General features: G+C 65.3%; 16 protein-coding genes. 7 read left to right on the forward strand and 9 right to left on the reverse strand.

All coding sequences use genetic code 11. The features are described from left to right. Nucleotides 1–339: 339 nt before the first annotated feature. The 5 genes from PE058_RS00165 to PE058_RS00185 all read right to left on the reverse strand — a co-directional run bounded on the left by PE058_RS00165 (nucleotide 340) and on the right by PE058_RS00185 (nucleotide 5,522). On the reverse strand, nucleotides 340–1,395 hold the full coding sequence (locus PE058_RS00165) for an esterase-like activity of phytase family protein (RefSeq protein WP_271029563.1): 1,056 nt from the start codon (nucleotides 1,393–1,395) through the stop codon (nucleotides 340–342). An 84-nt stretch (nucleotides 1,396–1,479) separates the two neighbouring features. Beyond that, nucleotides 1,480–3,369 carry a cobaltochelatase subunit CobT gene (cobT, locus tag PE058_RS00170; protein ID WP_271029564.1) on the reverse strand — a complete coding sequence of 630 codons (1,890 nt, stop codon included), beginning with the start codon at nucleotides 3,367–3,369 and terminating at the stop codon, nucleotides 1,480–1,482. 6 nt (nucleotides 3,370–3,375) lie between these two features. Further along, on the reverse strand, nucleotides 3,376–3,690 hold the full coding sequence (locus PE058_RS00175; protein WP_156827327.1) for a hypothetical protein: 315 nt from the start codon (nucleotides 3,688–3,690) through the stop codon (nucleotides 3,376–3,378). Between the two features lie 25 nt (nucleotides 3,691–3,715). Then, on the reverse strand, nucleotides 3,716–4,717 hold the full coding sequence (gene cobS, locus PE058_RS00180; RefSeq protein WP_020085502.1) for a cobaltochelatase subunit CobS: 1,002 nt from the start codon (nucleotides 4,715–4,717) through the stop codon (nucleotides 3,716–3,718). Between the two features lie 169 nt (nucleotides 4,718–4,886). Then, entirely contained in the window at nucleotides 4,887–5,522 is a 636-nt protein-coding gene (locus PE058_RS00185) for a J domain-containing protein (protein WP_020085503.1), read from the reverse strand. A 104-nt stretch (nucleotides 5,523–5,626) separates the two neighbouring features. On the opposite strand from PE058_RS00185, the gene PE058_RS00190 reads away from it, so the two are divergent. After that, nucleotides 5,627–5,902, forward strand: coding sequence for a BolA family protein (locus PE058_RS00190; RefSeq protein ID WP_020085504.1), 276 nt, complete (start codon nucleotides 5,627–5,629; stop codon nucleotides 5,900–5,902). Here PE058_RS00190 and PE058_RS00195 read toward each other — a convergent pair. The 4 genes from PE058_RS00195 to PE058_RS00210 all read right to left on the reverse strand — a co-directional run bounded on the left by PE058_RS00195 (nucleotide 5,875) and on the right by PE058_RS00210 (nucleotide 10,331). Continuing rightward, a complete protein-coding gene (locus PE058_RS00195) occupies nucleotides 5,875–7,038 on the reverse strand; it encodes an NAD(P)/FAD-dependent oxidoreductase (RefSeq protein WP_271029565.1) in 1,164 nt (387 codons plus the stop codon). The two genes, PE058_RS00190 and PE058_RS00195, sit on opposite strands and share 28 nt — an antisense overlap. A gap of 101 nt (nucleotides 7,039–7,139) precedes the next feature. After that, nucleotides 7,140–8,453, reverse strand: a complete 1,314-nt coding sequence (locus PE058_RS00200) for an HlyC/CorC family transporter (protein WP_020085506.1) — start codon at nucleotides 8,451–8,453, stop codon at nucleotides 7,140–7,142. 96 nt (nucleotides 8,454–8,549) lie between these two features. Then, entirely contained in the window at nucleotides 8,550–9,701 is a 1,152-nt protein-coding gene (gene aroB / locus PE058_RS00205) for a 3-dehydroquinate synthase (RefSeq protein WP_271029566.1), read from the reverse strand. 48 nt (nucleotides 9,702–9,749) lie between these two features. Then, nucleotides 9,750–10,331, reverse strand: coding sequence for a shikimate kinase (locus PE058_RS00210; protein WP_020085508.1), 582 nt, complete (start codon nucleotides 10,329–10,331; stop codon nucleotides 9,750–9,752). A 302-nt stretch (nucleotides 10,332–10,633) separates the two neighbouring features. Here PE058_RS00210 and PE058_RS00215 point away from each other — a divergent pair, with 302 nt between their 5' ends. The 6 genes from PE058_RS00215 (at nucleotide 10,634) to PE058_RS00240 (ending at nucleotide 17,166) form a co-directional block, all read left to right on the forward strand. Next, the gene (locus PE058_RS00215; protein WP_020085509.1) at nucleotides 10,634–10,783 is read left to right on the forward strand and encodes a hypothetical protein; all 150 of its coding nucleotides are present in this window, start codon (nucleotides 10,634–10,636) and stop codon (nucleotides 10,781–10,783) included. Between the two features lie 141 nt (nucleotides 10,784–10,924). Then, nucleotides 10,925–12,601, forward strand: coding sequence for a hypothetical protein (locus PE058_RS00220; protein WP_271029567.1), 1,677 nt, complete (start codon nucleotides 10,925–10,927; stop codon nucleotides 12,599–12,601). 7 nt (nucleotides 12,602–12,608) lie between these two features. Further along, nucleotides 12,609–13,556, forward strand: coding sequence for a site-specific tyrosine recombinase XerD (locus tag PE058_RS00225; protein WP_020085511.1), 948 nt, complete (start codon nucleotides 12,609–12,611; stop codon nucleotides 13,554–13,556). A gap of 517 nt (nucleotides 13,557–14,073) precedes the next feature. Further along, entirely contained in the window at nucleotides 14,074–15,030 is a 957-nt protein-coding gene (locus tag PE058_RS00230; RefSeq protein ID WP_026867953.1) for an acetyl-CoA carboxylase carboxyltransferase subunit alpha, read from the forward strand. 195 nt (nucleotides 15,031–15,225) lie between these two features. Continuing rightward, nucleotides 15,226–16,227 (forward strand): L,D-transpeptidase family protein, encoded by a 1,002-nt coding sequence (locus PE058_RS00235; RefSeq protein WP_020085513.1) that lies wholly within the window; start codon nucleotides 15,226–15,228, stop codon nucleotides 16,225–16,227. A gap of 87 nt (nucleotides 16,228–16,314) precedes the next feature. After that, nucleotides 16,315–17,166 (forward strand): L,D-transpeptidase family protein, encoded by an 852-nt coding sequence (locus tag PE058_RS00240; protein ID WP_020085514.1) that lies wholly within the window; start codon nucleotides 16,315–16,317, stop codon nucleotides 17,164–17,166. The last annotated feature ends 73 nt before the right edge of the window (nucleotides 17,167–17,239 follow it).

Here is a 17,239-nt window from a genome sequence, read left to right on the forward strand (position 1 = left end):
AAAACAACCTCGACTTCTGGCGTGTCTAGATCCCGGCCTTCGCCGGGATGACGTTTGTTTTGTAGAACCCCACGGCCCAAACTCAACGTCACCCCGATGAAGATCAGGGTCCAGGCAAGCATCCACCGGCTCAACAAGCGGACGCGCGCCTACCTCGAAACGTGTCGTGGGTGCCGGCCTTCGCCGGGATGAGGTCAAAGTTCTGGGCACTCCACTTTAGGAACGGCGTTACGGCGAAGCCGTGCTGTGCACGGACGACGGCCGGGGTCCAGACACGGGCCGGTCGTGAAGAGAGCTATCGCGAGTTTGCCACACGCGACCTCTCCCGACGCAAGTCGATCAGGGGCGCTTGGCGGCCAGCGTGTCGTCCTTCAGCGTGAACTGCAGGAGTAGCGTGCGCTGAAGGAAGCGGTTGAAGTTGTCGTCCGACAGCAAAGTGACGACCGTCTCTCCGCGCGATCCCTGGGTGACAGCGAGCGCTTCGAGGTTGTCGATCTCCTTCGAGCTGTCCGCCTCCAGCAGCACCTCGCCAGCAGCCGTCCCACCTGGCTTCAGGCCTTCGGCCGCCAGGTGGCGCAGGCGAATCCGGACACCGTCGAACCAGCGGAAGCGGCGCTCCAGGATCAGCACACTACCATCGGCGAGACTTGCGGCGTCCGTGATGCCGTAGTCGCCGATGCCGGGCACCTTGAAGGTCTGCGGCTGCCCGCCGATCCAGATCCATCCGCGGTGCTGCTTCTCGCCCGGTAGCGGGTTCTCCGAGAAGGCGATCAGCGCACCCTTGTGCGGACCGCCGTCCAGAACCGTGATGCCCTCGATGCCGTCGCGGCGCATCCGTTTGGCGTCCGCCGGCATGGTGAGATAGCGCACCGGCGCGCCGATGCCGTTCTTGTCGAGGGGAAACTCGCCGATGCGATCGTTCTGCTCGAAAGCGATGTAGGCGGTGCCTTTCACAGAGGTACCACTTGCGAGCGTGAGCGCTTCCGCATCGCGATCCCGGTTCTTGCGCAGCGGCTTTCCCTTGAGCGCCTTGAGAGCGCCGAGCCGCACGGACTTGAGCGCCTGAGGACGATCTCCGTCATAGGCGAGCGTGCCCGTGATCCAGGTTCCTGAATCCGAGACGGCGACGAGGCTCTTGCCGTCCTTGCCGAGGATGAGGCCCGACAGTCCGCCGAAATGCTCGGACGGCGAGGTGAGCACCAGACCGCCGCGCCATTCGAGGTAGCGGTTGCTCATCGGCTCGCCGTTCTTGGCGAAGGTCGCGATGGGCTTGGCCTGCACCTCTATCGGGTGTGGAGAGAGGGTGGCGGTATCAGGCTTCACTTGAGCCGACGCGGATGCCGCGGCGAGCAGCAGCGCGGCAGCGGCGAAAACCAAAGCAGACGCGGATTTCATGCGTTGCATTTTTCCGAACCTGCCTTGGGTCATGGTGTTTGCCGGTGTGAGGCGGCTTCCTGGCTTCGCGCGCGACGCAGCTAGTTAGTGCGCGCGGCGATTCCTCGGACGCCCGTGCTGTCCCGCGGGGACCATTTTGGGCTCCTCCTCGAACAGCTCGACCAGTTTGTCGGTCATGGCACCGGCAAGCTCGCTCGGATCGGAGATGGTGACGGCGCGCGAGTAGTAGCGCGTCACGTCATGGCCGATGCCGATGGCGATGAGCTCCACCGGCGAGCGGGTCTCGATCTCGTCGATCACCTTGCGCAAGTGCTGCTCCAGATAGCTTCCCGAGTTCACGGACAGAGTCGAGTCGTCGACGGGGGCACCATCGGAGATCATCATGAGAATGCGGCGCTGCTCGGGCCGCGCCATCAGCCGATGATGAGCCCAGGCCAGCGCTTCGCCGTCGATGTTCTCCTTCAAGAGGCCTTCGCGCATCATGAGCGCAAGCGAGCGCTTGGCGCGGCGCCAGGGCGCATCGGCCGTCTTGTAGATGATGTGCCGGAGATCGTTGAGACGGCCCGGCATGGGCGGCTTTCCGGCCGCGAGCCAATCCTCGCGTGCCTGCCCGCCCTTCCAGGCTCGGGTGGTGAAGCCCAGGATCTCGACCTTGACGCCGCACCTTTCCAGCGTGCGCGCGAGAATGTCGGCGCAGCATGCCGCGACCATGATGGGCCTGCCGCGCATGGAGCCCGAGTTGTCGAGCAGCAGCGTCACGACGGTGTCGCGGAAATCTGTGTCGCGCTCGCGCTTGAACGAGAGCGGATGCATGGGATCTGTGACGATGCGGGTCAGGCGCGCAGCGTCGAGCGCGCCTTCTTCGAGATCGAAATCCCAGGCGCGGTTCTGCTGGGCGAGCAGACGGCGCTGCAAGCGATTGGCCAAGCGCGCAACGACACTCGCGAGCGCTTTCAGCTCCTTGTCGAGGAAGGTGCGCAGACGCTCCAGCTCTTCGGGAGAGGAGATATCCTCGGCGTCGACCTCCTCGTCGTAGGCGCGCGTATAGACCTTGTAGCCAAAGGGTTCCGGGTTATCGAGCACGGACACGTTGGGCCGCCAGGGCTCGGCGGTCTCCATGCCGTCCTGATCCTCGGCCTCGCTCTCGTAATCGTCCTGGTCCGGCGTCTCGATGGCTTCGGTCGCGTCACCGGTCTCGCCTTCGGAGCGTTCCTGCTCGCGCTCCTGCTCCCCGCCCTCGTCGCCTTCGTCCTCGCTCTCGGCCTCGGCTTCGCCGCCGTCCGGAGTCTCTTCGGCCATCTCCTCGGTCTCGTCGGTCTGGCCTTCGGCAAACTCGTCCGCCAGCTCGAGCGACGTCAGGAGATCGCGCACGAGGCGGCCGAATGCCTCCTGATTTTCAGCCAGAGCTTTCATCTGGCTCAGGGCATCCTCGCCGCGCTCGTCGATATGAGACCGCCACAGGTCGACCAGCGCGCGAGCGGATACGGGCGGGGCGCGCCCGGTCAGGCGCTCGCGCACCATCAACGCCAGCGCGCTGCCGATCGGCGCGTCGGCACGATCCGAAACGCGCTCGAAACGTCCGTGGCCATATTCGTCCTCGCACTTGGCGGCGAGGTTCTCCGCCATGCCGCTCATGCGATCTGCACCAAGCGCCTCCACGCGGGCGCGCTCGAGCGCCTCGAACACGTCGCGGGCGGCGCCTGAAGCGGGCGCGAGCTTGCGATGCAGGCTTTCGTCGTGACAGGCGGCCGTCAGCGCCAAGCTGTCGGCCCACCCGCGCAACACCGCGATCTCGCCCGCCGACGGCACGCGCGACGGCTCGGACAAGCGCACGAGCTTGCCTTCTAGCGCAGGCTTGGCGGCGCCATACGTGACCTCGATCTCGGGATTAGCCGCGATCGCGCGCACGGTGAGACCGATTACACGCTTCAGTGGCTCGGAGGGCGCTTCGCGGCGTTTCGGATTTTGGGTCATCGTGCGTTATCTGCCGTGCTGCCGCCGGAGGTGGCGGCGCCATTCCTTATCCTCGACCTGCTCCAGCGCCTCGAGGTTGCCCTGGCGAACCTTGAACGCGGCGATCAGCGCCAGGAGAACGGCACCGGCCGCAGCGCCGATTGCGGTGCTCATGGTCTCGGAGGAGCCCGGAACGAGTGCGTTCCAGATGATTGCAATCACCACCGAGCCCACCGCGCCGCCGACGAGTGCCATCAATGCGCAAAAGAGAAACGCGCCGCGCAGGCTGGTGTAGCCCGCGGCGGTCAACGCGTCCCTGTGCTTGGCGTCGTCTTCACCCATGACGGCAAGGCTCGCTGGTCCCATATCAGGCGAGCGCGACGTTGGCCGCGCTCTCCGGCAGCTCCTCTCCGAACGCACGCTGATAGAACTCGGCGACCAGAGGCCGCTCGAGCTCATCGCACTTGTTGAGGAAGGTGAGCCGGAACGCGAAACCGACATCGCCGAAGATCTCGGCGTTCTCGGCCCAGGTCATCACGGTACGCGGGCTCATCACCGTCGACAGGTCGCCGTTGATGAAGGCCTGGCGGGTAAGATCCGCCACGCGCACCATGTTGGAGACGACCTTGCGCTTTGCATCGGTCTTGCTCCAGCTCTTCACCTTGGAGAGAACGATGCGCGCCTCGTCGTCATGCGGCAGATAGTTCAGGGTCGCGACGATCGACCAGCGGTCCATCTGACCCTGGTTGATCTGCTGCGTGCCGTGATAGAGGCCGGAGGTGTCGCCGAGGCCGATGGTGTTGGTCGTCGCGAACAGGCGGAACGCCTGATGCGGGCGGATCACCTTCGACTGATCGAGCAGCGTCAGCTTGCCCGAGACTTCGAGCACGCGCTGGATCACGAACATCACGTCGGGGCGCCCGGCGTCGTACTCATCGAAGACGAGGGCGGTGTTGGTCTGCAGCGCGTAGGGCAGAATGCCTTCGCGGAACTCCGTCACCTGCTTGCCGTCCTTCAGGACGATGGCGTCCTTGCCGACGAGGTCGATGCGCGAGACGTGGCTGTCGAGGTTGACGCGGATGCACGGCCAGTTGAGGCGCGCGGCCACCTGCTCGATGTGGGTCGACTTGCCAGTGCCGTGATAGCCCTGCACCATGACGCGACGGTTGTATTTAAACCCCGCGAGAATGGCGAGCGTGACCTCCCGATTGAAGAGATAATCGGCATCGAGATCGGGGACGTGCTCGTCCCGCTGGGAATAGGCGGGCACCTCGAGATCGGAGTCGATCCCGAACACCTGGCGGACCGAGAGCTTCATATCGGGAAGGCCGGGTGTCTGTGCCGTGGCAGTGCTGGTTTGCGCGCGCATTGAGACCTGTTTCAGGAAAAGTGGTCGCGAGGCTTGCCCTCCCCGGGCGCAGCCCGTTTTTGGGCTGGCTACGGCCGAGGCTCGGACAAAACCGGCTTTGTGAAGATAGTTATAGACTTGCAGACGGCCAGTCCAGCCGACAGGGGGCGCGTGCTGCGCTCGGCCGCGCTCAAACCAGGCCGGATCGCTTCAAATAATTGTAAGCTTGAATGATCTCGCGCAGCGTGTCCTCCGACCGCGTGTCGCCGCCGTTGGAATCGGGATGGTGGCGCTTCACCAACTCCTTGAAGCGGGATTTGATTTCCTGCTTCGATGCGGTTTCCGGCAGATGAAGCGCCTCCAGCGACTTGCGCTCAATCGGCTTCAGGGTGCGCCGGCGTTCTACGGGCTCCTCACGGGCCTCACGCGCACGCTCGGCAAAAAAACCATGCGGATCGTGCGGGCGGAAGCCAGCCGTGCCGTGGGTGCCCGCGCTCGCCGCGCCGGCGTTGGTGCCATGCGCCCAGGAGTTCGCGCCTACCTTCCAGGTGGGGCGATGTCCGGTCATCGCATCCTTCTGGAAATCGGTCACTTCGGCGTCGCTCATGCCGTCGAAGTAGTTGTAGGAGGCGTTGTACTCGCGCACGTGGTCGACGCAGAACGAGAAATACTCGCCGTCGCGCCCGCGACCTTTCGGCGCGCGGTGGGGCGCAGGACGGCCACACCCCTTCCATTGGCAGGCGGGATGCTTCTTCTTCTCGGACTCGCTCGCTTCGCGCTTCGGAGCGACACGGATCGAATCAAAGTATTTCGAGTTGAGTTTCATGCGTTAGATTATGATCCGCCGATCGCAGCCAGACAAGATGAACTCTTCTGCGGGACTGCCGCAGGGCTTACGCCGCTCCCCAAAAACAACACGGAGAACGCGATATGACGGCGGAAACCCGCTTGCGCGAAAAGCTCATGATCGCTCTCGAGCCGACGCGGCTCGACATCATCAACGAAAGCGAGCTGCACGCAGGACACCGCTCTTCGCCCGGAACCGGCGAGAGCCATTTCCGTATTCTCATCGTGTCACCCATGTTCACGGGAGTTTCGCGCGTCGGTCGTCACCGGATGGTAAATGATGCCATCGCCGAGGAACTCAAGGGCGGCATCCATGCCCTGGCGCTCCAGACCTATGCGCCAGGCGAAGCCTTGGGATAAGGGCTGCCGGGCGCCTGAGCCTCCCTGCGGAGCCTGGCCTCGAACTCGGCGAAACTCACGCCGCCAGCTCCGCGGCGGTGGAAATACATGTGCTGCGCCAGCCAGCGCATCGGCGGCAGGCCGAGCGCGGCATCGAGTATCCAGTTGGGCGGTGCGAGATCGAGGGCGGACCGCGTGATCTTCTTGATCGCAAATCCTGGCAGCTCGGGTGCGAGCGCAACGGCGGGCGGCGGCCCGAGATCCATCAGGTGATCGGCAATGACCTGGGCGGAGCGCCGCCCCAGCTCGAAGGCGAGCTTGATGCCGCCTCCCGTCGCTGGCGACACCTGGCCGGCTGCATCGCCGACGAGCATGACCCCGTCCGTTGCCCAGCGCGGCAGGAGACCGCCCGCCGGAATGCGCCCCGACCGCCGCTCTACGGCGCGCGCGTCCGTGTATCCGAAGATCGGCTCGGTGGCGGCGAGGAACGCCTTGAGGTCCGGTTTGCGTCCGGGGCCGACCGCGAGGCCCGCCTGTGTGACGACGGGGCCCGGGGCCACCCATCCGAGGTATCCGGGCGCAAGCTTCGAATCCAGAAAGCAATGCAGGAATCGCGGATCGGCGCCTGCCAAGCCTTCGTATTCGATCTCGAGCCCCGTTAGAAACTTCTCGTTCACGCTGAGCCCGAACGCGCGGGCGACAGCCGAGCGCGCGCCATCGGCGCCGAGGATGTAGCGGGAGGCGATGTTGAGGCCGCGGAAGCGGAAGAGCCCACCATCGCGATCCGCACCCTCGAAGCGCGCGCGATAGAGGATCTTCGCACCGGCCCGCAGAGCCTCGGCTGACAGCCAGCGCAGCACATTGGCGGTGTCGGTAGTGAGGAAGAAGTATCCGGGCGCGAAGAGATCGATGAAGCGATGGCTCGGCGCATAAAGGCGCACACCATGCACGCGGCGCGTGAGCGTGTGCGGGATATCGATCTCCTCGGCGGCTTCCTTCACCAGGATGCCCGTGGTGGCGACGCGGTGGCCTGCCTCCGGCTTCGCCTCCAAGACCGCCACCTTAAGGCCGCGCATCGCCGCCGTCCGCGCGGCCACCAGGCCGGCGAAGGATGCGCCGACGATGACGAGATCATAGGGGCGGATGGCTTCGGACATCGCTCACTCCGAACTGGATGGATCGTCTCGAACACTGCCGCTCGAATGTGGCGGCCTCGCGCCTGCCGCACGCCCACATCGGGGCGTTTGCGATCATTTCGTCAGTGTGTCGCCCGCTTCGAAATCTGCGGCCGTGTACCGGCGTCCTTGCCGTCGAGGCGCTTGATGCGGACGGCCGCGATCTTGTTGCGGGTGCGGCGCAGGATCTCCATGCGGTAGCCGTAGAAGGTGAACACCTGTCCGGGCTCGGGGATCATCTGCGCCTCGTGCACGACGAGCCCGGCGATGGTCGTCGCCTCGTCGTCGGGCAGGTCCCAGTCCATGTGGCGGTTGAGATCGCGGATCGGCACGGTGCCGTCGACGTTGACCGTGCCATCGGTCTGCGGGCGGATATGCAGCTCGGTCGTGTCGTGCTCGTCCGTTATCTGACCGACGATCTCCTCCAGGATGTCCTCGAGCGTGATCAGGCCCTGCACCTCGCCGTACTCGTCGATCACGAGGGCCATCTGGGCCTTGTTCTTCAGGAACTGATTGAGCTGATCCTTGAGGGTCGTCGTATCCGGCACGAACCACGGCTTGGCGGCGATGCTCATGATGTCGAGCTTGGAGACATCCCAGTTCGACCTTGAGAGCGCGCCCAAGAGATCCTTCGTGTTCAGGATGCCGACGATGTTCTCCGGCTCGTCCTTCCAGATCGGCACGCGCGTATACTGCGAGCGCAGAACCTCATCGATGATCTCCTGCGGCGCCTCGTTGGCGTCGAAGGTCTCCATCTTGGTACGATGGACCATGATGTCGGAGATCTGCAGCTCCCGGAGATCGAGCACACCTCCCAGCATCTTGGCATCGTGCCGGGCAACCGCGCCCTCCTTGGTCTGCAGATCGATGGCGCCGCGGATCTCGGCGTGCGCCGCCAGAATGTTGGCCTCGTCATCCTTAGTGGTGGGCGTGAAGGCCAGGATCCAGCGGACGATCAACTCGATGAAGCGCGTGGCAGGGCCGAACACCACAATCAGCACGCGCATGATGGGCGCCACGAACAGCGCTACGCGATCGGAGAAGGCCAGCGCGTAGGTCTTGGGCAGGACGGCCGCGAAGATCACGATCAGCAGGGTGACGATGGCGGTCGCGTAGACCACGCCGACCTCACCAACGAGGCGAATGGCGAGGGTGGATGCCAGGCCCGCCGCGAGCACGTCCACCAGCGTATTGCCGAGCAAGACCGCGCCGATCATCTTCTCCGGCTCGGAGAGAAGGCGGTTCACCAGTTTCGCCTTGACGTTCCCTTCCTGGTCGAGCGCGTGCATGCGGGCGCGCGAGGCTGCGGTGAGCCCGGTCTCGCTCATGTTGAAGAACGCGCTCATGGCGATCAACAGGATGATCGCCCCGATCAGGAGGCCGATTTCGAGTGTCATGGATCTACCAAAGCATCTGCCCGTACACGGGTATATACGCGCCCACCGGAAAAATCGAAGCGCGCGATGCCGGGCGTTCCCAGAAAATTCCGGCCGTTAGGCGCCGTTGATCTCGCGCTCCAGGAAGCCCTGGACGGTGGCCTCGTCCACATCCCGCGAGACGAACGCCTCGCCGATGTTGCGGACGAGAATGAACGTCAAGCGGCCGTCCTTCACCTTCTTGTCCTGGCCCATGAGGCGCACGAGCTCGGCCGCGTCCGCCTTGCCGCCCGGGATGTCGGACAGCTTCGTCGGAAGGCCGGTGGCGGCGATGTGGCGGGAGACGCGTTCGGCCGTGCCGCCAGGGCAGAGCCCCAGGCTCTCTGAAAAGCGAAACGCGAGGCACATGCCGATGGCCACGCCCTCGCCGTGAAGGAGGCGGTCGGAATAGCCGGTCCAGGCTTCGAGCGCGTGGCCGAAGGTGTGACCGAGGTTCAGAAGCGCGCGGTCTCCGGTCTCGTGCTCGTCTCGCGCGACGATGGCCGCCTTGGCCTTGACGCTGGTCTCGATGGCCGCAACAAGCGTTTCCTGGTCGTAGCTGAAGATCCCGTCGTGGGCCTGCTCCAGCCAGGCGAAGAACCCAGCATCGCCAAGCAGGCCGTACTTCACCACCTCCGCATAGCCCGCGCGCATCTCGCGGGGAGGAAGGGTTTTCAGAGTATCGGTGTCGGCGATGACGAGAGACGGCTGATGGAACACGCCGATCAGGTTCTTGCCCTGGGGCGTGTTGATGCCGGTCTTGCCGCCGACGGAGCTGTCCACCTGCGCAAGCAGGGTCGTCGGGATCTGAACAAAACGAATGCCTCGGCGGAGGATACCCGCGGCGAAGCCCGCGAGGTCGCCGATGACGCCGCCGCCGAAGGCCACCACGAGATCGCCGCGCTCGAGGCCTAGCTCGAGGAGGCGCTCGCAGAGAGGTCCGAGCTCGCGAAAGCTCTTGGTCGGCTCGCCGGGCTTTAGGACGATGGAGCCCTTGAGGCGGCCTTCCGCCCGCAGGCTCGCCTCCAGCGTGGCGAGGTGATGCTTGGCCACGTTCTCGTCGGTGACGATGCCGCAGCGGGCCTTGCCCAAGCGGCCGGCAATGAGGCGTCCGGCCTCCGCCAGCAGATCCGGTCCGATCAGGACGTCGTAGGCACGCCCGCCGAGTGGAACGTTGACCGTGCGGCTCGCTCGGGTGGTGGCTGCCAGGGAATGGGCGAGTGTCGGCATTGCTGTGTCTTCTTCTCAGGATCGGGCTACGGCGCGGCGCCACAGGTATCAGATCGGGGTCGCTTGCGCCAACTGAGGGTGCTTCGAAAGGGCCTCAATGATCTCGGTCACGATGCTGTCGTGAGGCACATCGCGGCTTTCGACGGTGAGATCGGCTTCGGCGTAGACCGGATAGCGGGCATCCATCAGCTTGCGCATGACAGCTTCCGGATCACCGGCCTTGAGCAGCGGGCGGGTGTCGCGCTTGCCGACGCGGCGCATGAGGACCGGCAACTCGGCGCGGAGCCAGATCGAAATCCCGGTCTCGCCGATCTTCGCGCGCGTGCCCTCGGTGATGAAGGCGCCGCCGCCGGTCGCGAGCACCTGCGGGCCGTTGGCCAGGAGACGGGAAATGACCTTGCTTTCCCGGTCGCGGAAGAACGCCTCGCCGTGATCGGCGAAGATCTCGCTGATGGACTTCTGCGCCACCCGCTCGATCTCCTCGTCGGCATCGATGAACGGAAGGCCGAGCTTGACCGCCAGCCGCTTGCCGATCGACGACTTGCCGCAGCCCATCAGGCCGACGAGCACCAGCGAGCGCGTTCCCAGCGCCCGGCGGACCCTCTCGGCTGTGTCTTTTTCCGGCTCCATCTCACTCCGGCGGCTTCAAAACTATCGGGTCATCCGTTCCTCGACGCGCTCTACGCGCAGCCCCTTAGGGCTCACTCCGGATCGACCTCCATGGCGGGGAAACTCATACTGCAACTTGGGGGGCCGAGGCGAGCCGCTTGCGCCCCCGCGGTCATATTCTTTCCCCTCGGTAAGGAATCATCAGCCATATTCGCGCCACCTTAGGTCCGGAAATACCGTAACGTCATTGCGTGCGTCCCCCTCATTCCGAGGATCCTGCCTCGTTCCCTCGGCCGACGTTTTCACCTGGGCGACATCCATCAATGCCAAGCCTTTTTCGCTTCCTCGTCACGGTCGGATCGCTGGTGGCAGTGGTCTCAGGGGGACTGTACATTCTCGCCCACCAATTCGAGCCCGATCGCCACGAGGTGGTTAAGGTGGTGCCCGGTGTCAAAATTCGCAACAAGCCCTGACCTTTTCCTCGTGACCTCAACCTCGTGACCGGCCGGCCGATGCGCGCGCTCAGCCTCACTCGATCGCTTCACCGCCTATCGGCGCCTCGCCTCCTCACGCTCTTCGCTGTCTCGGCGCTGTGGATGATGCCTGCTCCGGGCATGACCCAAGAGCTCGACCCCAACGGCTCGGGCACATGGCGGCAGCCGGGGCGGAACACCGGCGTCGAGCGGGAGGAGCTTCCGCCGACCTCGGGCGCGGAGGAGCGGGCACGCGGCGTCATCCGGGAAGAGCTGGACCCGGTCATGGCAACGGACGGCTCGGGCCTGCCCTACGAGATGTGGAGCGGCCTCGCCCCCGAGCAGCTTGCCGAAAGCATCGCCCAGCTCACACTTCCTCCGCGCTCCCCCGCGCTCAACGCCCTCTGGCGGCGGGTGATCGCGTCGGATACATCCGCGGGCTCGGGAGGTCCCGCCCGTTTCACGGCGCTTCGCGTGGAAGCTCTCGACCAATCGGGCCTGATCGACGAAGCCGCCGCGGTTCTGGCGAAGGCGCAGGCGGGCTCCAGCGATCCACTTCTGATGGCGCTCACCGCGCGCAGCGAGATCGGGCTCGGCAATACGGAGCGAGGATGCGAGATCGGCCGCGGCCTCCTCGCTGTCCAATCCGGGCTACCGAAGCCGATCCAGGCGGATGCCATGCTGATCAACGGCTATTGCGCGGCCCAGCGTGGCGACAGCGAGGGGGCGGCGCTGCAAGCGAGCCTTTTGCGCGATCTCGATCTCGCAGGGCTTGCGGGCGTGGACATGCTGGATGCTGTGGCCGCCGGCATCGCTCCCAAGATTCCGCCTGGCGCCAAGCTTTCGCTCCTCGATTACCGGATCGCCTCGCTCAAGGGCGGACTTGACCGGGCGCAACTCGTCGCGTCCGCAACACCAGCCTTGCTCGCGGGCCTGGCGCACGACCCGAGGACGACGCCGGACGTGAGGCTCGCAGCCGGAGAGGCGGCCGCAGCCCTCAACATCATTTCGGCGGCTGATCTCGCGCAGCTCTACCGGGCCTCGGGCGCCGGAGGCGATGCCGGCACCATCGAGCGAGCCGGGCTCTTCAACTCGGTAGAGCGGGAGCAGACCCCGCTCCGCAAGGCCCGCCATATCCGCGCGTTTCTCGACGAGGCGCGGCGCGCGGGGATCTACTGGACGGCGCTCCAGACCATGGCGGGCCCGATGCAGGATCTTGCGCCCGAGCCCGAGATAGGATGGTTCGCGGAGACGGCGATCGAGATCAACCTCGCGAGTGGAAATTTCGAGGGCGTGCGCAGGTGGGCCCAGCTCGGCGGCTCCGCCGGAGCCCCGTCTCCCAATGGGGGACAGCCTCTTGCTCATTGGCTGGCGCTCGCCGACATCGCCGACCCTTCCCATCGTTCCGGCCAGGGACCCGGAGCCGGACAGAGCCTCGGCTCGATCGAGAGCATGGCGCTCCACGGCCGTTTCGATCCGGCTCTCCTGCATCGGCTGGCCACGGTGCTCGATGCACTCGACATGAGCGTGCCCCTCCCGCTGTGGGATCTCGCGAGCCGCTCGCCTCAACCCTCCAACGGCCACCTGCCGGATACCGGGGTGCTCTCCCAGCTCGCGGAGGCTTCGAAGAAGAAGGAATTCGGACGGACCGTCCTGCTCGTGCTGCGGACGATCGGGCCATCGGGGGCAGAGGGCGCGCACATGATCGCGCTCGGCGACTCCATACGCGCGCTCAAGCGGGCCGGGCTCGAAGCGGAAGCGCATCAGCTCGCGCTCGAAGGGCTGTTCGGCGCTTGGCCGCGCGCGGTCAGTCAGTGATCCGCCCATGACGAGCGACGACCAGCGCCATGTTGCAGCCTTTCTGGAAATGATGACGGCCGAGAAGGGCGCGTCGGCCAATACGCTGGAAGCCTACCGGCGCGATCTCCAAGACTACACGGCGTATCTGGCCCAGGCCGGTGTCGCGCTCGCGGGAGCGCAGAAGGCCGATGTCTCCCGCTATCTCCAGGGGCTGTCCGTGGCCGGACTGAAACCGGCCTCCCGCGCGCGCCGGCTCTCGGCCGTGCGGCAGCTCTACAAGTTCCTCGAAGCCGAGGGCGCGGTGGGGGAAAGCCCGGCCACCGGCATCACGACGCCCACGCAACGCAGAGCCTTGCCGAAGACGCTTTCGGTGGACGAGGTGGACCGCCTGATCGACGCTGCCCAGCGTGCGGCGGATGGTCTTTCAGGGCGCGACCTCGTGCGCGCCGTGCGCCACCATTGTCTCCTCGAGATGCTCTACGCGACCGGCATGCGCGTCTCCGAGCTGGTGTCTCTGCCGCGCAACGTGCTCAAGGGCGACCCCCGCCTGCTCACGATCCGGGGCAAAGGCGGCCGGGAGAGGCTGGTGCCGCTCAATTCAGGCGCGCGGGCTGCTCTCGAACGGTATCTCGCGCTCGGCTCGCAGCCAGAGGATCGAGTCGCGCCGATGATCGCCACCCGCTATCTCTTTCCCTCACGCGCCGAGGGTGGACACCTCACGCGGCAGCGTTTCGCGCAGGACCTCAAGGAAACCGCCATCCAGGCGGGGCTCGATCCCGAGCGCGTCTCGCCCCACGTGCTGCGCCATGCCTTCGCCAGCCATCTGCTCGACCGCGGGGCCGATCTGCGCGCCGTCCAGAGCCTCCTGGGACACGCCGACATCTCGACGACCGAAATCTACACCCATGTGCTGGAAGAACGGCTGAAGCGCCTCGTCACCGAGCACCACCCCCTGGCGAAAAAAGCGCCCTAGTCTCCAGTTTCTATTTTAGGTGGAATCTCAAACGCGAACCGATGGATGCGGCGGCGTGTCTGGACCCCGGCCTCCGTCGGGGTGACGTTTCGGGCCGGCGCTGGCGCTCGGCCGCGACCAGTGCCTATTGTTTCCGGCGCCATGGCGTTGCCCGCTGTGCTGTTCGGCGGAGGACCTGGATAGGCCGTTCGTGCAGAGCACGACTTCGTCGTGACGCCGGTTTGACGTTTGTCTTGTAGAACCCGATGCCCCAAGCTCATCGTCACCCCGATGAAAGTCGGGGTCCAGACACGCCGAGTGTTCGGCTGCCCTCGTATTTCCGCCGGGTTAGAACGCTGCCAAGGGCGGAATTCGCTTTGCCGGTCCGCCGCCAGTTTACGAAAATGCACGCGGGTGTTGACAGAAAATCCGGGAAAAGGTCAACGTGCCCCCCAATTTCCTGCAATCCCGACCGAACGCCGCAAACTGTGCGGCAGGATGAGGCCTCTCCTTGGAACCCACGAAGTCCGATCGCCCGATTGCCGTCCGCACCTACCTCGATTTCGAGAAGCCGATCGCCGAGCTCGAAAGCAAAGTCTCGGAGCTCAAGGCCCTCGAAGGCGATGAAGGCGTGTCGATCTCCGACGAGATCAAGAAGCTCGAGCAGAAGGCCAAGGCTGCCCTGGTCGACACCTATGGCAAGCTCACGCCGTGGCAAAAGACGCAGGTCGCGCGTCATCCCGACCGCCCGCATTGCCTCGACTACGTGAAGGCCTTGATCGAGGATTTCACGCCGCTCGCGGGCGATCGCTATTTCGCCGAAGACGAAGCAGTAATGGGCGGTCTCGGCCGCTTCCGCGGCAAGCCTGTGGTGATCATCGGCCACGAGAAGGGCTCCGATACGGAAGGGCGCATCCGCCACAACTTCGGCATGGCGCGGCCGGAAGGCTATCGCAAGGCCGTGCGGCTCATGGACATGGCCGACAAGTTCAACCTGCCGGTGATCACGCTGGTCGATACGGCCGGCGCATACCCGGGCATCGGCGCCGAGGAGCGCGGACAGGCGGAAGCCATCGCCCGCTCGACCGACAAGTGCCTCGAACTCGGCGTTCCGATCATCGCCGTCGTCATCGGCGAGGGCGGATCTGGCGGCGCGGTCGCCATCGCCACCGCCAACCGCATCCTGATGCTCGAGCACTCCATCTATACGGTGGCCTCACCGGAAGCGGCGGCCTCCATCCTGTGGCGCGATTCCACCAAGGCGATCGACGCGGCCACCAACATGAAGATCACGGCCCAGGACCTCGACACCCTGGGCGTCATCGACGTGATCATCCGCGAGCCGGTGGGGGGCGCGCACCGGGACCGGACGCTGGCCATTCAGACCGCCGGCGACGCCATCTCCAAGGCTCTGGCCGAGTTCGATGGCAAATCGCCGGCCGAGATCAGGCGCTTGCGCCATGACCGGTTCCTGGGGATCGGGCGTCAGTTGTAGGCAAAACGCCTCGCGTATCTCCGGTGCATAAACGAGGACGGGCCAAGACCCGCGCCCCGCAAATGCCGTACCTGTGCCGTATTCAGCGCTCACACTTGACAATCAAGCTCGCGCACTGAAAACTTTGGGGAATCCGTAACGTTAATGATATCTTTACGGTTTCGGTCGGATGGTCGTTCGTATGCGCCAGGGGGAATGCGTGTGCGTCTAAACATCCTCGGTGACAGGATTGTCGCTCGTCTCAAGCTCGTGCTGTTGGCCGGGCTTTTGGGTGTTGCGCTTTCGGCGTGCTCCAGCGCGCCTGCCCTCCTTCCCCCGTCAGAACAGCCGCTCACCGCTGAAACCGTGTCGCTTCTCGGCAAGAAGGGCATGAACACGAGCGCGCCGATCTTCGTGCGCATCTTCAAGGAAGAGTCCGAGCTCGAAGTGTGGAAGATGCGGGACGACGGCCGCTTCTACCACTTCAAGACTTATCCGATCTGCAATTGGTCGGGCGAGCTGGGCCCCAAGCAGGAGCAGGGCGACAAGCAGGCGCCCGAAGGGTTCTACACGATCTCGCAATCGCAGATGAACCCCAACTCCAAGTTCTATCTGGCCTTCAACCTCGGCTATCCGAACGCCTACGACCGCGCCCACAACCGCACGGGCGAAGCGCTGATGGTTCATGGCAAGTGCAAGTCCGCAGGCTGCTACGCCATGACGGATGCGCTCGCCGAGGAGATCTATGCTCTGGCACGCGATGCGTTCCGCAGCGGCCAGACCAGCTTCGAGGTGCATGCGTTCCCGTTCCGCATGACGCAGGAAAAGCTCGACCGCTTCAAGAAGCACAAGTGGTACGCCTTCTGGAAAACGCTGAAGGAGGGTTACGACTTCTTCGAGGTCAACCGCATCCCGCCGGCGATCGCGGTCTGCGAGAAGCGCTATGTGGTGAACGCGGTGCTCTCGACGCCGCAGCGCATCGACCCCAACGGGCGCTGCCCGACGTTCCTGCGTCCGGCCCTGCAGCCGTTCGCACCGCGTCCGTCCGAGTGGCAGCTCGCGTCTGAACGCCTCACCGTGAACGGACCCAAGACGCGTGATGCCACGGAAGTGGCCAGCACAACGGCACGCTCTCAGGACGTGTTCTCATTCGGAACGGCCTCCGGCCCGTTCTCCGGCATGCCGCCGGGGGCTTCGGCGCTCGGATACAATCCGTAGCGCGGGCCCGTGGCCACGCCCTCCAATTCTCGCCCCTCATCGCCGGACGGCACTCCTGAGCAGCGGCCTCCACGCAAGCCGTCGCGCATGCGCAGCGTCACCAATTTCATCGTCCGCCTGTTGCTGCTGGTGCTGGTGGCCGTGCCGATCTCGGCGGGGCTATTCGCACTCGCCTGGCCGCTCGAAGCCGAGCGGGAGTGGATCCGCGTGCAGCGCTTCTGGCGCATGAACCTCGCCAGCTTCGGCATGACGCTGCCGGGCACGCCGGATCTCGCCAACTTGAGCGAGCGGCTTTCCGCTCACGGGCTCGCGGTCGGCAATCCGATCTTCATGCGCATCTTCAAGCGTGAGTTCGAGCTCGAGCTCTGGATGATGCGCGACGGAAAGTTTCTGAAGTTTGCGACCTACCCGATCTGCAAGTGGTCGGGCGAGCTAGGCCCCAAAATCAAGACCGGAGACCGGCAGGCGCCCGAAGGCTTCTATGCGGTGGACGCGAAGGCGCTCAACCCCAACAGCGCCTGGCACCGCTCGTTCAACCTGGGCTTTCCCAACGCCTACGATCAAGCGCACGGGCGCACGGGATCGTTCCTCATGGTGCACGGCGGATGCGGCTCCATCGGCTGCTATGCCATGACCAATCCGGTGATCGACGAGATCTGGCGCCTGGTGACGGCAGCCCTGCGCGGCGGGCAGCAGCGGTTTCAGGTGCAGGTGTTTCCGTTCCGCATGACGGACGGCAACCTCAACCGGCACGCGGCCTCGCCGCTCGCCGGGTTCTGGGGCAACCTCAAGTCCGGCTATGACATGTTCGAGGCGAGCTATGTGCCGCCGAAGGTCAGCGCCTGTGGCAAGCGGTATGCCTTTACCGCTGGGGCTGACGGCTACGACGGCAGTGCGCCGATCGAGGCCTCGTGCCCGGCTGGCCCCGCCACGCCTTAAGCGAGGGAACCCCGCGAGGGGGCGAAAGTTTTCCACACCCTGCGGCCCGACTGTGGCGCACCGGCTGCGTGCC

Source organism: Hyphomicrobium sp. DMF-1 (genome assembly GCF_027886585.1).
Classification (GTDB): domain Bacteria; phylum Pseudomonadota; class Alphaproteobacteria; order Rhizobiales; family Hyphomicrobiaceae; genus Hyphomicrobium_C; species Hyphomicrobium_C zavarzinii.

Excerpts from the sequence above, each read along its gene's own strand:
- PE058_RS00165 (WP_271029563.1), bottom strand. The coding sequence starts at position 1,395 with ATGAAATCCGCGTCTGCTTTGGTTTTCGCCGCTGCCGCGCTGCTGCTC.
- cobT (WP_271029564.1), bottom strand. The coding sequence starts at position 3,369 with ATGACCCAAAATCCGAAACGCCGCGAAGCGCCCTCCGAGCCACTGAAG.
- PE058_RS00175 (WP_156827327.1), bottom strand. The coding sequence starts at position 3,690 with ATGGGTGAAGACGACGCCAAGCACAGGGACGCGTTGACCGCCGCGGGC.
- cobS (WP_020085502.1), bottom strand. The coding sequence starts at position 4,717 with ATGCGCGCGCAAACCAGCACTGCCACGGCACAGACACCCGGCCTTCCC.
- PE058_RS00185 (WP_020085503.1), bottom strand. The coding sequence starts at position 5,522 with ATGAAACTCAACTCGAAATACTTTGATTCGATCCGTGTCGCTCCGAAG.
- PE058_RS00190 (WP_020085504.1), top strand. The coding sequence starts at position 5,627 with ATGACGGCGGAAACCCGCTTGCGCGAAAAGCTCATGATCGCTCTCGAG.
- PE058_RS00195 (WP_271029565.1), bottom strand. The coding sequence starts at position 7,038 with ATGTCCGAAGCCATCCGCCCCTATGATCTCGTCATCGTCGGCGCATCC.
- PE058_RS00200 (WP_020085506.1), bottom strand. The coding sequence starts at position 8,453 with ATGACACTCGAAATCGGCCTCCTGATCGGGGCGATCATCCTGTTGATC.
- aroB (WP_271029566.1), bottom strand. The coding sequence starts at position 9,701 with ATGCCGACACTCGCCCATTCCCTGGCAGCCACCACCCGAGCGAGCCGC.
- PE058_RS00210 (WP_020085508.1), bottom strand. The coding sequence starts at position 10,331 with ATGGAGCCGGAAAAAGACACAGCCGAGAGGGTCCGCCGGGCGCTGGGA.
- PE058_RS00215 (WP_020085509.1), top strand. The coding sequence starts at position 10,634 with ATGCCAAGCCTTTTTCGCTTCCTCGTCACGGTCGGATCGCTGGTGGCA.
- PE058_RS00220 (WP_271029567.1), top strand. The coding sequence starts at position 10,925 with ATGACCCAAGAGCTCGACCCCAACGGCTCGGGCACATGGCGGCAGCCG.
- PE058_RS00225 (WP_020085511.1), top strand. The coding sequence starts at position 12,609 with ATGACGAGCGACGACCAGCGCCATGTTGCAGCCTTTCTGGAAATGATG.
- PE058_RS00235 (WP_020085513.1), top strand. The coding sequence starts at position 15,226 with ATGCGTGTGCGTCTAAACATCCTCGGTGACAGGATTGTCGCTCGTCTC.
- PE058_RS00240 (WP_020085514.1), top strand. The coding sequence starts at position 16,315 with ATGCGCAGCGTCACCAATTTCATCGTCCGCCTGTTGCTGCTGGTGCTG.